This is a genomic window from Chitinophaga sp. (genome assembly GCF_039596455.1).
In the GTDB taxonomy this organism is placed as follows: Bacteria; Bacteroidota; Bacteroidia; order Chitinophagales; family Chitinophagaceae; genus Chitinophaga.
In genome coordinates this window covers 540,217-552,917 of sequence record NZ_JBCNJR010000002.1, presented here as the reverse complement: position 1 = coordinate 552,917, position 12,701 = coordinate 540,217, and the positions used below count along the sequence as shown (strand labels likewise).

Annotated in this window: 10 protein-coding genes; 4 read left to right on the top strand and 6 right to left on the bottom strand. The window is 54.0% G+C overall.

The genetic code is table 11. From position 1 onward, the window contains the following. The first annotated feature begins 1 nt into the window (after position 1). On the top strand, positions 2 to 874 hold the full coding sequence (locus tag ABDW36_RS11930) for an AraC family transcriptional regulator (protein WP_343702130.1): 873 nt from the start codon (positions 2 to 4) through the stop codon (positions 872 to 874). Positions 875 to 924: 50 nt separating this feature from the next. On the opposite strand, the gene ABDW36_RS11925 is transcribed toward ABDW36_RS11930, so the two are convergent. From ABDW36_RS11925 to ABDW36_RS11910, 4 genes are all read right to left on the bottom strand, one after another. After that, the gene (locus ABDW36_RS11925; RefSeq protein ID WP_343702129.1) at positions 925 to 2,427 is read right to left on the bottom strand and encodes a RagB/SusD family nutrient uptake outer membrane protein; all 1,503 of its coding nucleotides are present in this window, start codon (positions 2,425 to 2,427) and stop codon (positions 925 to 927) included. Positions 2,428 to 2,455: 28 nt separating this feature from the next. Next, positions 2,456 to 5,542 (bottom strand): TonB-dependent receptor, encoded by a 3,087-nt coding sequence (locus ABDW36_RS11920; protein WP_343702128.1) that lies wholly within the window; start codon positions 5,540 to 5,542, stop codon positions 2,456 to 2,458. A gap of 565 nt (positions 5,543 to 6,107) precedes the next feature. After that, positions 6,108 to 6,791 carry a hypothetical protein gene (locus tag ABDW36_RS11915; RefSeq protein ID WP_343702127.1) on the bottom strand — a complete coding sequence of 228 codons (684 nt, stop codon included), beginning with the start codon at positions 6,789 to 6,791 and terminating at the stop codon, positions 6,108 to 6,110. 150 nt (positions 6,792 to 6,941) lie between these two features. Next, positions 6,942 to 8,330 carry a glycoside hydrolase family 140 protein gene (locus ABDW36_RS11910; RefSeq protein ID WP_343702126.1) on the bottom strand — a complete coding sequence of 463 codons (1,389 nt, stop codon included), beginning with the start codon at positions 8,328 to 8,330 and terminating at the stop codon, positions 6,942 to 6,944. Between the two features lie 178 nt (positions 8,331 to 8,508). Between ABDW36_RS11910 and ABDW36_RS11905 the strand changes: the two genes are divergently transcribed. Then, a complete protein-coding gene (locus tag ABDW36_RS11905; RefSeq protein ID WP_343702125.1) occupies positions 8,509 to 9,654 on the top strand; it encodes a PepSY-associated TM helix domain-containing protein in 1,146 nt (381 codons plus the stop codon). Continuing rightward, entirely contained in the window at positions 9,644 to 9,835 is a 192-nt protein-coding gene (locus tag ABDW36_RS11900; protein ID WP_343702124.1) for a hypothetical protein, read from the top strand. The genes ABDW36_RS11905 and ABDW36_RS11900 overlap by 11 nt, the downstream gene beginning before the upstream one ends. A gap of 16 nt (positions 9,836 to 9,851) precedes the next feature. On the opposite strand, the gene ABDW36_RS11895 is transcribed toward ABDW36_RS11900, so the two are convergent. After that, entirely contained in the window at positions 9,852 to 10,304 is a 453-nt protein-coding gene (locus tag ABDW36_RS11895; protein ID WP_343702123.1) for a hypothetical protein, read from the bottom strand. A 183-nt stretch (positions 10,305 to 10,487) separates the two neighbouring features. On the opposite strand from ABDW36_RS11895, the gene ABDW36_RS11890 reads away from it, so the two are divergent. Continuing rightward, positions 10,488 to 11,723, top strand: coding sequence for an MFS transporter (locus ABDW36_RS11890; protein ID WP_343702122.1), 1,236 nt, complete (start codon positions 10,488 to 10,490; stop codon positions 11,721 to 11,723). A 123-nt stretch (positions 11,724 to 11,846) separates the two neighbouring features. On the opposite strand, the gene ABDW36_RS11885 is transcribed toward ABDW36_RS11890, so the two are convergent. Then, the gene (locus ABDW36_RS11885) at positions 11,847 to 12,701 is read right to left on the bottom strand and encodes a sugar phosphate isomerase/epimerase family protein (protein ID WP_343702121.1); all 855 of its coding nucleotides are present in this window, start codon (positions 12,699 to 12,701) and stop codon (positions 11,847 to 11,849) included.

Sequence of the window (12,701 nt, the reverse complement as noted above, 5' to 3'; positions counted from 1 at the left end):
CATGAAGCCAGAATTGATCATAGACGCCCCTATACTGGGCGAAAAAAAGATTTGGGTGAAAAAAGTTTACAAACCGCATTTCGATCACCCTTTCCATTTTCATAAACTATGTGAGCTTACCTGGGTACTCAAAGGCCACGGCCAGCTGATACTGGGAGATTATGTGGGCGGCTTTGCAGACGGGGAGATCATCCTGGCCGGCCCTGAACTGCCGCACCTCTGGAAGTGTGACGCCATCTACTACGAGCATAAAAAGAATTTTTTCACCAAAGCCTATGGCATGTACTTCCCCGCAGAACTGGCAGGCATGGTATCTGACGATGCCACGGGCGTTCACCGTTACAACAACCTGATGCAGAAAGCGGAAAGAGGCCTGCGGTTCTACGGCAAAACAAAAGCCGTGGTAACCGGCAAACTGAAAGAGGTGGTGGCTACCAACGGCCTGCAGCAGCTGGGCATTTTCCTGCAGATCATAGACATCCTCTCCAGGTCTGAAGAATATGAGGTGCTGGCCAGCGTGGGTTATAAAAGATCTTTAAATATCAATGACATTGAGCGGTTCAATGAAGTGTACCAGTTTTTGCTGAAGAACTTTCACCGGGATATTATGCTGGAAGAAGTAGCCGGCATCTGCAACATGACCTCCAGCTCTTTCTGCCGCTTCTTCAAGCAGAAAACGCAGAAAACCTTCACCTACTTCCTGAACGAGCTGCGCGTGGGGCATGCCAAAAAGTTGTTGCAGAACGAGAACTACCGCATCAAAGACATCGGGTATGAATGCGGCTACAACAACCCGGTGCATTTCTTCAACTTCTTCAAACAGATCGTCAAACAAACGCCGAAGGAGTTCCGGGACAATGTATTAAAAAGATAGGGCTGCCCTCCAAAGGGCAACCCTCCTTCTCAACAAATCAACCATTGCTCTCAATAACCTTTATTCTGTTTCAGGTTGGAATTGTCCAATATTTCCTGTGAAGGAATGGGAAAGAGCAACTCCTTTTCAGACACCACCGGCCCGTAGGAGAACTTGTGGCCTACGTATTCCTCAAACTGCCGGGTAGTTAAGTTCATGGCCTTGCGCAGCCTCACCATGTCAAACCAGGTGGTATTCTCGTAACACAGCTCAAACCAGCGCTCCCGCCATACGGCCTCCCTGAACTGCGCCTGGCTGAGACCGGCCAGCTCCGGCAGCTCGGCGCGTTTCCTGATCTCGTTCACGGCGCTGTAAGCTTTGACGGCGGGGCCGCCTGTTTCATTGGCCGCTTCGGCATAAGTGAGCAACACGTCTGCATACCTGATCACCGGCCAGTTGAGGTCACCGTTGGCGGTGGAGACGTGGGCGGTTTCATCAAAATATTTGTAGATGTAATACCCGCCCAGGTCTACCGTTTTGCTGCGGTCTGACTCCGAGGTGAATTTGGTGTAGAAGAACTGCTTCTCCCTGATGCGCAGGTCTGCCGCGTCAAACGCCTTGATGAAATCAACGTTGGCATAAATGCCGCCCGTTTCATCAGAATACGCGGAAATATTCTTGTTGTACGGCAGAATGGCCACCTGCCAGCTGGAGGGAATGATCTGCGTGCGGAACTGCATCATGAAAATGTTTTCTCCCGTGTTCTTTTTGCCGGGGTTGTGCAGGTCTGCGTACGTGGGAAACAGCGCATATTGTTTGGAGTCGATCACTTCTTCCGCCTTCCTGGCGGCCAGCTCATAGTACGCCGCGCCTTTCTGCAGCGGGTAACCGGCCATGGTGATGTACACCTGCGCCATGAGCGCTTTTACGGCGCCCATGTTCACTTTGCCGGAGGGGTCCGTCCAGGCCAGGCCGGCGGCTTCCGCCTCTTTCAGGTCTGCCTCAATGGCGGCGTACACCTCTTCCACAGGCGCCTGCATGGGCTTCAGCTCAGGAGAAGTGAGGGTAACCGGTTCCAGGATGAGGGGCACGTTGCCGAACATGCGCACCAGGCTGAAGTAATACCATGCCCGCAGAAAACGCGCTTCGCCCAGCAGCTTCTTCTTCTCCGCTTCGTCCATATTGATGTCTGGTATCTTTTGTATGGCCAGGTTGGCGTTGGCAATGCCCCTGTAATAGCTCACCCAGTAGGTGCGGCCATAGCCGTTGTCTGGCGTGTTGATGAGGTCTTTCACAAAGTAGCTGTTCACCGCCTGCCCCAGGTCTGTAGCGGCCAGGCCGGTGGCAAACTCCGTCATCATCCAGGCGCCGCCGCCGAAGCCGCTGGAGATGGGCTCCCGCATGGAGGCGTAAATACTGTTCACGCCGCTGCGCGCATGCTCCGCGGTTTTATAATACTGGTCTACGGTGAAGTTGCTGGGGTCTGTTTCATCCAGGAACTTGGAGCAGCCGGCCAGCATAACGGCGCCGGCCATCCATAGCAGCAGCTGATATTTTAATATGTATGATCTCATGATACTTCCGGTTTAAGGTTTATAATAATTACAGGGCCACGTTCAGGCCCAGCATGAACGTGCGCGGCCGGGGATAGTCGTACAACGCGTACCCCTGGTCAAATGGAGAACCGGAGTTGGATACTTCCGGATCATAACCGCTGTATTTGGTGGCTACAAAAAAGTTCTGCACAGCCGCGTACACCCGCAGGCGGCTCAGCTTCATGGCGGAAGTGGCGGAGGCGGGGAATACGTACGCCAGCAGCAGGTTGCGGCCGCGGATGAAGGAGGCGTCTGTTACCTTGTGGCTGTCGTTATTGGTATCATAACCGGCGGGCACAGGGCGCAGCTGCGCAATGGGCGTGTGCTGGTTGGTCTCTGTCCAGGCGTTGAGCACGGTTTTGTAGCTGTTGGCGATGCCCTGGCGGTCTTCCAGCGAGTGGATGCTCCTGTCATGTACATCATTGCCGTACATGTACTGCAGGTCTACGGTGAGCGACCAGTTTTTGTACCGGAACGTGTTCAGCAGGGTGCCGAAACCATCGGGGATGCCCTTGCCGATGATGGTGCGGTCTTTATCATTGATCTGCTTGTCGTTGTTCAGGTCAAGATATTTGATGTCTCCCGGCAGCGCGTTGTATACGGCAGCCTGATCTTTCTCCGCCGTGCTCCAGGTGCCCAGGTTCACCCTGCCGAAGAAAACGCCCACAGGCTCTCCCACGCGTATCACGGTAGCCCCGGAGTAAATGTCGCTGCCGCCGGTGAGCGCCAGCACCTTGTTCCTGTTCACGGAAATATTGAACTGCGTGGTCCAGGTAAAGTTTTCCCGCTGAAAGTTGGTGGTGTTGACGGAAAACTCTATCCCCTTATTTTCCATACTGCCAATGTTGCGGGTAATGCTGGAGTAGCCGCTGGTGGTGGGCAGCGGGGCGGCCAGCAGCATGTCTACCGTTTTACGGCGGTACACGTCAAATTCCATGGAAATGCGGTTGTCCAGCAATCCCAGTTCAATACCGGCATCCATTTGCAGGGTCTTCTCCCATCTGAGGTCGTCATTGGCCATGCGGCTGATGCCCGTACCGGGATTGCGCACGCCGTCAAACACTACATCATAGTTGCCCATGCCAGCCATGGCCTGGTAGGCGGATATCTCCGAGTTGCCCGTGGCGCCGTAGCTGGCGCGCAGCTTCAGGTTGGAGATGGCGGGCACGGCCTTCATAAAGTCTTCCTGCGAAACCCTCCATGCCACGGCGGCAGAGGGGAAGAAAGCAAACCGGTTGTTGCTGCCGAATTTGGAAGAGCCGTCCATACGGCCGGTGAAGGTGAGCAGGTATTTATCCATCAGGCCATAGTTCAGCCGCGTAAAATAAGAGTTGAGGCCGTAGGCTGTGCCGCTGGAGCTGGGGGCCTGCGGGTTGGCGCCGGCGCCCAGGTTGTAGAACTTGAAATAGTCATCACTGAAACCCTGGGTAGACGCGTTGGCGCTGAACTGGTCTATATGCTGCCAGGAAAGGCCCAGCAGGGCGTTGAGCGAATGTATGTTGTTGAACTCCTTGTTGTAGGTGAGATAGTTCTCGAACTGCCAGGAGTTGTAGCGGTTGTTGGTCACCTGCGCCACGCCTTTCTGCGAGCGGGAAATATAGTTCAGGTCACGGCCGGCGTAATAGTCCAGCCGCTGGTTGATGATGTTGCTGCCCACAGTGGTGCGCAGCTCCAGGCCTTTGGCCAGCTGGATGTTGGCGAAGATGTTGCCCAGCAGGGTTTGGGTACGCAGGTAATACAGGCGCTCTTCCAGCACCTGCACGGGGTTGCCGCCGCCCTCCATGCCAGGGTAGTCATCATTGCCCGCCCAGGTACCGTCAGGGAATTTGACCGGGATGATGGGCAGCGCTTCCAACACCTGGCGCATGGTAACAATACCGCCGCCGCCCAGCTGGTCTATCTGCTTCTCGTTCTGGTCTGTATAGCCCAGCGTGCCGCCTACCTTCAGCCAGTCTTTGATCTGGCTGTCAAACACAAAACGGGCGGCGTACCTTTTCTGCCAGGAGCCTTTGATAATGCCGTTCTCGTTACGGTAATTGAGGAACGCGCCGTAGCTGCCTTTGTCATTACCATTGGTGAAGGCCAGCTGGTGGTTTTGCGTGAGCGCTTTCTGCGTAGACTCATCCTGCCAGTCCGTATCGTACAGCGGGTTGCCCTGCGCGTCAAACAGGCGCGGGTCTGTGCGTTTCGTTTTCGGGTCTACATACTTGCCGCCGGCCCAGCCAACAGGGTCATACTTCTGCGCGTTCTGGTAAGCAATTTCCTCCACCTCCAGGAACTCTTTTGAATTGAGCACGCCCAGTTTTTTCGGCAGCACGCCCACGCTGAAATCCGTATCGTAAGTAACCCTGCCGCCGCCGGAGGTGCCGCGTTTGGTGGTGACCAGTATTACGCCGTTGGCGCCGCGCGCGCCGTAAATGGCGGTAGAGGAAGCGTCTTTCAGCACTTCTATGGAGGCAATATCATTCGGGTTCAGGTAGTCAATGGGCGAGCTGCCGTTCTGCAGCCCCGCCACGTTCAGGATCACGCCGTCTATCACGTACAGCGGATCGTTCTGGATGTTGATGGAGCTGAAGCCGCGGATGCGGATGTTGGCCCTGCCGCCGGGGCGCCCTGAGTTGGAAGATACGTTTACGCCCGTTACCCTGCCAGACAGCTCCTGGTTGAGGGAAGAAGCCGGGCGTTCCGCCAGCGCTTCGCTTCTCACCGTGCCTACAGCGCCGGTGAGGTCTGATTTTTTACGGGTGCCGTAACCTACTATCACCGTTTCATTCAGGCTGGACGCTTTGGCTTTTAACATGATCTTGTAATCCGTGCGGCCATCTACCGTCACTTCCTGGCTTTCAAAGTTCAGGCCTGAAAACACCAGCACGGCGCCCCGGTTTACCTTGAGCGTAAATTTGCCTTCCGCGTCCGCCACAGCACCTGTTGTACTTCCTTTTACGGCTACGGTGGCGCCAATGGCAGGAGCGCCCTGCTCATCGGTAACGGTGCCTTTGATAGTTACGGACTGGGCCCGCACCAGCAGGGGGAGCACCAGCAGGACGGCATACACAACACCATGTATGATCCCATGCAGCTTTTTTGTTCGCATATGACTGATTTGTTGGCGGCCAGGCCGCCTGAGTTAAGAAATAGCATAGCCGGTCACCCCCGGCATGCAGATTTGCGGAGGAACGGAAAGTTTCAACAATAAGAAGCCATAAACGGGCAGCACTGCGCATGTACCGCCTGCGGATGGATGCAACAACTATTTCATGCCTGTCACTGTATCAGATAAAACCTGGCCTTTGCTGATGTAGTTGCGAGAATCGGGTCATGTGGATCGTTAGGTTTTTTCATAACAAAGAATATTTACTGGAATCTCGATTTACCGGATTAACGTCAGATGCACGGGTTGCAATACACTATTTCAATGACGATAAAGATACACATGCAAACGCTCCGCTGTTACCTGCTTTTTATCAAATATTGATATGATATTACCGGATTATTTTTTCGGTCAAATACCCGCCAGTAGCGGGCAGGGAGGTACAGGACAGTTAGATGGGAACGATGTTGTAATTTGCTGGAAGAACTATATAACTGATACTAAGTTCATGAAAAAATTGGGGTAACTTCTGTTACCCCAAAAATGCTTGTACATGCTGGTAGCGGGATCAGATGTGATCGATCCTTTCAAGTATATCAGTGATATGATCCAGGCCATATAACAAAGCACATTCATCAATCCCCAGCCAGGTAAACAGGTTAAGAATTAATTGATAGTGCTGCCGGGCATATGCAGTGTTGCATGCTGCAGCTCCGTTCTGGAAGCATATCGGTTCATGGTGGGCTATCCTGTTGCGTATCCCGTTAATTTTCTCCAGCCCTGTAAACACAAAGTTGCTGTCATAACTGACAGCCGGTGAGCTTACTGGCTTAGCGGGAAAAATAGCCAGCAACGTTTTCCGGAATGCACTGAATTGATGCCGCGCGAACATATAACGCCAGAAACCGAAATCCATTTCGGCAATCAATGCGGGATGGCTGTAGTTCCGTTTTAATTTCTCCACTGCGTTATTGACGATATCAGGCGTTTTGCCGCATTTAGGATTAGTCAGCACTCCGCCCGTTCGGGCAGCATCTCTTAGCCAATTGTTTCCCCAGATCGGAAGATAATGGCTGTCTATTGCATTTCTCAATGCAACTTCAAAACACGAAATAATGGTAAATAATTCCTGGGAAGCACGCAGGTTCAGCCTGTAAAGTGTCATTGCTTTTTTTGTATCGCCCCCTGTTGCGTTTAAATATCTCGCCATTCTGTGAGGCGACATAACGGTCTCGAAATCAGAATACCTCATGCAGGTTTTGGTTAACATGAACAATTTTGATGAAATCCGGGAAATGCTTATATTTGTGTTATAGTTCCCGGTTGTCCCTGACTTTCGTCAAACTTCCGGGTTTTTTGTTTTTACATGTTTCGCCCGGACTTTTCAAATATAAATAAATATCTACCGCCTGCGATCAGCTGATTTTTCATCACCGGTTTTTACTACCAGCACCCAATCATTCCCCACCCCTGTTGAAGGCGGCGTTGCTTTAAAACCTTCCGCTGTTTTTACTATCTGCGCAGGAATATATTTCCCGTTCTTCGGATCAAACCACTGGCATTGAAAAGTATTGCCTTTTAATGATGCCGCATTCACTATCAGCTCTCCTCCCACCGGCATGTAGATCAATGCCGTGTTGCCCGCTTCGTTGCGGCATGCTTCCATATGCGTGGCTTTTGTAGTGCCGTTATTGGCAATGAGGCTATTGTCAGGTATCCTGATGAATGCGCCTTGCTTTTGCATCAGCCCTGCCAGCAGGCCTGCCTGAAAAGCGCCGGGCCTGTCAAGCGCGTTCACCCAGCCGCGGTCAGGGTAATTGATGGCTTCCTCCCTTTCGCTCATGAACTGCCATACGGCATGATGGCCGTAAGTAACGCCGCATGCGCCGGCAAATACGGAACGGTACAATTGTTTGCGTACATCATAGGCACGGTAGTAACCCTTGTCAGGGTCCCATTTGGGCCAGGGGTCCACGGGGTGGTCTTCATAATTCGGTTCCGCGTCCAGCACGGGTTTGGCGGGTTGCAGTGCCCAGTCACGCGTTACCATTTCCCAGTTGGGCGCATCGTGGCCGTTGCCATGGCCGCTCTGGAACATATTCATATCCAGCCAGGGCTCCCGGTGCAGCCACTGCGTGCTGGAACTGCCGCCGGAGGGATGATAAGCTATCAGCGCTTTCCCTTCCGTACCTTCCCTGATACCGCGGGCCATTTGCCGCCAGACGGGGCGCCAGTCAAGACTGTCTTTTGCGGCCGGGCGGTCTCCCCCGAGTATCCATACAATGTTGCTATTAGCGCGGTAACGCCGGCCCAGCCATTTGCCATACGTGTAGGCGTTGGTGCTGTCAAACACCACCGGCCCAACACCCCACAAGGCGGCCACCTTGTCTCCCCAGGCAGGCAGCAGCGCCATGTAAAGGCCTCGCTGCCCGGCCCAGGCTACTGTGCTGTCTACCAGCTGGAAATAAGCCTCATTAGGCGTAGCGGGGTTATTGTTATGCAACGGCGTATGCCCGTAGCGGTTAGGCTTCCGCAAGCCGTCAAACTCTGCCAGCAATACGGCCTGTATTACGGAAAAACCTTTGGCGGCGCGGTTATCCAGGTAGTAGCGGACCTCCTCTCCTTTCAGGCGGTGAAACAGCTCCCAGCCCGTGTCTCCCAGCCAGAAAAAGACCTGGCCATTGGGCTGCAGCAGGTAATGACCGTCCGGGCTTACCCTGAGGCGGCCGGGTTGGGCGGTGGCGGTGATGGAAAGGAGAATGGCGGATAGAACAATGATAAACAGTTGCATAAGCTGCTTTTTAGGGCTCCCCTGCAAGGGACACTGTTTAATTTAGACAATTTTTTCCCGATTGCGTAAACAATATTCCTGATTTGAAAACCCGCGGTATAGAAAGCCTCCTACTTTGCAGAAAGTTTGATCAAAGAGAAATGTGTGTCCGGTTTCATCAAACTGAATCTCTGATATCATGAAAATTGAAACGGCCAAACGCTGGTTTTTATGGCATAAGTGGACCAGCCTCATCTGCACCATTTTTCTATTGATGCTCTGCATCACGGGGCTGCCATTAATTTTTCATCACGAGCTGGAGCACGTGCTGGAAGAAGAAAAAATAGCCGAAGTGCCTGAGGGCGCGCGAAAAAAGAGCCTTGATGAATTGGCTGCGGCCGCTGAGGCCCTCTACCCCGGCGAGCGCGTGCGGTTCGTGTACTGGGACGAAGAAGAGCCTAACAAAACGCTGTTTGACGTGGCGCCCCGCCCGGAAGCGCCGTATGACAGCAGCAAGTACGTGGTGCTGAACGACTACACCGCTGCCGTGCTGGACAAGCCCGCCACAGACGGCGTGATGAACTTCATCCTGCGGCTTCACCGTGACATGTTCCTCGGCATCGGGGGCATGCTGTTCCTGGGGCTGATGGGCATTGTGTTCGTGATTGCCATCATCACCGGCGTTGTGCTGTACGGGCGTATCATGAAGAAGTTCGATTTCGGGATGGTACGCAAATACAAATCCCGCCGCCTGCACTGGCTGGACACGCATAACCTCATTGGCATTGTAACCCTGGCCTGGGCCACCGTAGTAGGCATTACCGGCATCATCAACGCATTGCATGATGTGATGCTGTTTGCCTGGCAGCAGGGGCAGCTCAAGGAAATGGTGGCGCCGTATGCCAGCAAGCCGCCTATTGAAGGCCAATACGCCTCGCTTGACAGTGCGCTGCTGGTAGCGGAAAGAGCCGCGCCAGACATGAAAGCCAGCATCATCACCTACCCCGGCACCATGTTTACCAGCAAACACCACTACGGCATTTTTATGAAAGGCAAAACGGAGCTGACCTCCCGCCTGCTGATGCCCGTACTGGTAGATGCGCAGAACGGCACGCTGACAGACGCGCGCAGAATGCCCTGGTACGTGATCACGCTGTTCGTTTCCCAGCCCCTCCACTTTGGGGACTATGGCGGCTGGCCGTTAAAAATAATATGGGCGCTGTTTGACCTGGCCACCATTGCAGTGCTGATCACAGGCCTTTACCTGTGGGTAGCCCGCAGAAAGGCGGCCAAAATGCAGTGGAGCCGGTTAAACGAAAAAATTGAGGAATACGATGAAGCATAATCCGTTCATGAAACTCTGGGGCATGCCGCTGATGCTGGCCGTGCTCTCCCTCGCCGGCCTCATTGTGGCGCTGGCGGGAGACGGCATCTGGGATATTTTTTCCTGGATAGGGCTGAGCATTCCCCTCTACCTGATCATCAAACATTATTATTTCCGGAAAGAACAACGGGAGGAGCAATAAGCTGCCTCCCGTTCTTTTATTTCACTTCCTGCCGGATGTAAAAACCCCAGGGCGCAAACCGCTTCACCGTATCTATCCAGTACCGGAGGTTTACGTCTACGTCCGTATACGGCCGGCCGTCAAATATCTCCGCGCTCACATCGGCCAGCGCCCAGTCATCTTCCTTGAAGTGCCACTTGAACGTATGCGAAGCATTTTTGTTGTAGGTAGCGCCGCCTTCCACCAGCGCGCCGTTCACAATTTTACGCTGCGCTACCGGCAGTGTCAGCTGTGTATCTATTTGCCGCAGCAATGCGGAATCCCTGGTGGCCACTACAAAAGCACTGTCACGCCAGTCTTCCGGCGGTACCTTTTTGGCCACTTGAAAAAAGCGGTAACCGCCGTTGGGCGGCGGGGGGTCGTTCTTGTTGCAGGCTACGGCGGCTGCAAACAGCACTGCCAGCAGGCAGGCGGGTTTTGATAAAGACATGGCATTCCGTATTTGTTCCGGGGTGGATGGCACAAAAATGATGCCTCCCGCAAGGCTGTTTTTTTGTAAAAAAAATTGCCCGGGAAGTGAATCCTTTAGATATATTTTCTATATTGTACAGATGAGTTTTCAAAACCTTATCCTTGACAGCACTATTGCAATAATTTCTAAAATTTCACGTCTATGACTGCCGACGTTAACAAGACCGCATTATTTAACGGTAGTTGTTTCGCTCTCATTACCACCGCTTTCACCTTTGCCATCAGGGCCGGTATCCTGACCCAGCTGGGCGCACAGTTCAACCTGACCGCCGAGCAGCTTGGGTTCATCAATTCCATGTGGTTCCTGGGCTTTCCCATTTCCATGATCATCGGCGGGCTGGTGTACCACAGCTTCGGCCCGCGGAACATTATGCGGGTGGCTTTTGTGGCCCACGCGCTGGGTATCATACTCACCATTTACGCCGGCGGCTATACGCTGCTGCTGATCTCCACCCTCTTCATCGGCTTCGGCAACGGGTGTACGGAAGCGGCCTGCAACCCCATGATCGCAGACAGCTACTCCGGGGTGAAAATGAACAAGATGCTCAACCGCTTCCACATGTGGTTCCCCGGCGGCATCGTAATAGGCAGCCTCATTTCCAAATTCATGACAGACGCCGGCCTGAGCTGGCAGCTGCAGATGTGGGTGATCATGATCCCCACCATCATTTATGCGGTGCTGTTCTACGGCAAAAAATTCCCGGAGCCCAAGGTAGAGGGCGCTACTTCGCTGGCGGAAAACCTCAAGGCCATGGTATCTCCCACTTATATCTTCCTGTTCATCTGCATGGCCCTTACCGCCATCAGTGAATTTGGCCCGCAGCAGTGGGTAGGCCTGGTAATGAGCAGCAGCGGCGCAAGCCCCATGCTGATACTGGCGCTGGTAACAGGCCTGATGGCCGTGGGCAGGTTCTTTGCCGGCCCCGTTATACAGGCGCTGGGCCAAACGGGCGTATTGCTGATCTCCGCTATTTTTGCGGCCATCGGTATTTACCTGTTCAGCGTGGTAACCGGCCCCATGGCTTACGTAGCCGCCGTATGCTTCGCCATCGGCGTTTGTTACTTCTGGCCTACCATGGTGGGCGCCGTAGCACAGCGGGTACCGCTTAGCGGCGCGTTGGGCATGTCTATCATCGGTGGTGTAGGGATGTTCTCCAGCTCCATCTTCCAGCCCATCATTGGCCGCTGGATAGATTCCGCCCGCGCGGAAAGCGCACAGAGCGGCCTCAGCGGCGCGCAGCTGGAACTGGCGGCAGGGCAGGATACGCTGGCCAAAATGGCTTCGTTCCCCGCCATCCTCATTGTGCTGTTCATCATTTTCTTCTTCTGGCAAAAAAGAACACCGGCCGCGCAAGGCCAGGTGGCGGCCGCGCATTAAACAGCGCACCGGCTTGACATAAAAAAGTGAGGGAGTATCCATGCAGATACTCCCTCACTTTTTTTTATAGTAACGGATGATGCCTGCCACACGGCCTGTCTTCCGCGCGGCAAAGCCACCGGGTTACACCAGCCCGTGCTTCACGCACATGTCTTTGATCAGCTTCAACCCGTTCTCCGCCATGTTCCAGGGTTCTGAGAACTCCCGCCACACGCCGATGGAGTTGGCAAAGTCAGGATCATTACGGGTAAAACCTTCTATTGTCAGCCAGCCTTTGTAGTTCACGCGGGCCAGCGTGGAAAACACTTCATCCCAGGGTACATGGCCGCTGCCGGGCGTACCGCGGTCGTTTTCACTGATGTGCACGTGGCCCAGCAAAGACGCTATCTGTGTAATGGCGTCTCCCAGCTTTTTCTCTTCAATGTTGGCGTGATGCGTGTCAAACATGGCCTTCACATTGGGATGCGCGGTTTGCTGTACCAGGCGGGCCAGCTGCTCCATGGTATTGCAGAGGTAACATTCAAAACGGTTCACCGCTTCCGGCGTGAGCAGGATGCCTGCCTGCGCGGCGTGGTCTCCGGCCTGGTGCAGCACCTCCGCGCTCCAGGCGTATTCATCTGCCGTGGGGGCGCGTTTGGTGAAAGTGGTGAACGCGGAATGGAAGGGGCCGCAGAGCACGGTGGCCCGCAGGTCATGCGCACGGTCTATTGTCCATTTTATTTTTTCCAGGGCCTTGTTCCTTACAGCGGCAGACGGGTCTACCGGGTTTTCATCAGGCCCCAATACAAACACCGCGGTGGTTGCCAGGCCCAGGGAAGCGGTGTAGTCCCCTACCTGTTTGTACGCCTTGTCATCCGGCGCGCCTATCAGGAATTCCACGCCATCGTACCCTGTTTTGCCCAGCCGTTCAATTACCGGCCTCAGCTGGTCAGACACAATGGCCGACCAGGCCAGTACATTAAATCCTATTTTGTTCAT

Excerpts from the sequence above, each read along its gene's own strand:
- ABDW36_RS11930 (WP_343702130.1), top strand. The coding sequence starts at position 2 with ATGAAGCCAGAATTGATCATAGACGCCCCTATACTGGGCGAAAAAAAG.
- ABDW36_RS11925 (WP_343702129.1), bottom strand. The coding sequence starts at position 2,427 with ATGAGATCATACATATTAAAATATCAGCTGCTGCTATGGATGGCCGGC.
- ABDW36_RS11920 (WP_343702128.1), bottom strand. The coding sequence starts at position 5,542 with ATGCGAACAAAAAAGCTGCATGGGATCATACATGGTGTTGTGTATGCC.
- ABDW36_RS11915 (WP_343702127.1), bottom strand. The coding sequence starts at position 6,791 with ATGAGGTATTCTGATTTCGAGACCGTTATGTCGCCTCACAGAATGGCG.
- ABDW36_RS11910 (WP_343702126.1), bottom strand. The coding sequence starts at position 8,330 with ATGCAACTGTTTATCATTGTTCTATCCGCCATTCTCCTTTCCATCACC.
- ABDW36_RS11905 (WP_343702125.1), top strand. The coding sequence starts at position 8,509 with ATGAAAATTGAAACGGCCAAACGCTGGTTTTTATGGCATAAGTGGACC.
- ABDW36_RS11900 (WP_343702124.1), top strand. The coding sequence starts at position 9,644 with ATGAAGCATAATCCGTTCATGAAACTCTGGGGCATGCCGCTGATGCTG.
- ABDW36_RS11895 (WP_343702123.1), bottom strand. The coding sequence starts at position 10,304 with ATGTCTTTATCAAAACCCGCCTGCCTGCTGGCAGTGCTGTTTGCAGCC.
- ABDW36_RS11890 (WP_343702122.1), top strand. The coding sequence starts at position 10,488 with ATGACTGCCGACGTTAACAAGACCGCATTATTTAACGGTAGTTGTTTC.
- ABDW36_RS11885 (WP_343702121.1), bottom strand. The coding sequence starts at position 12,701 with ATGAACAAAATAGGATTTAATGTACTGGCCTGGTCGGCCATTGTGTCT.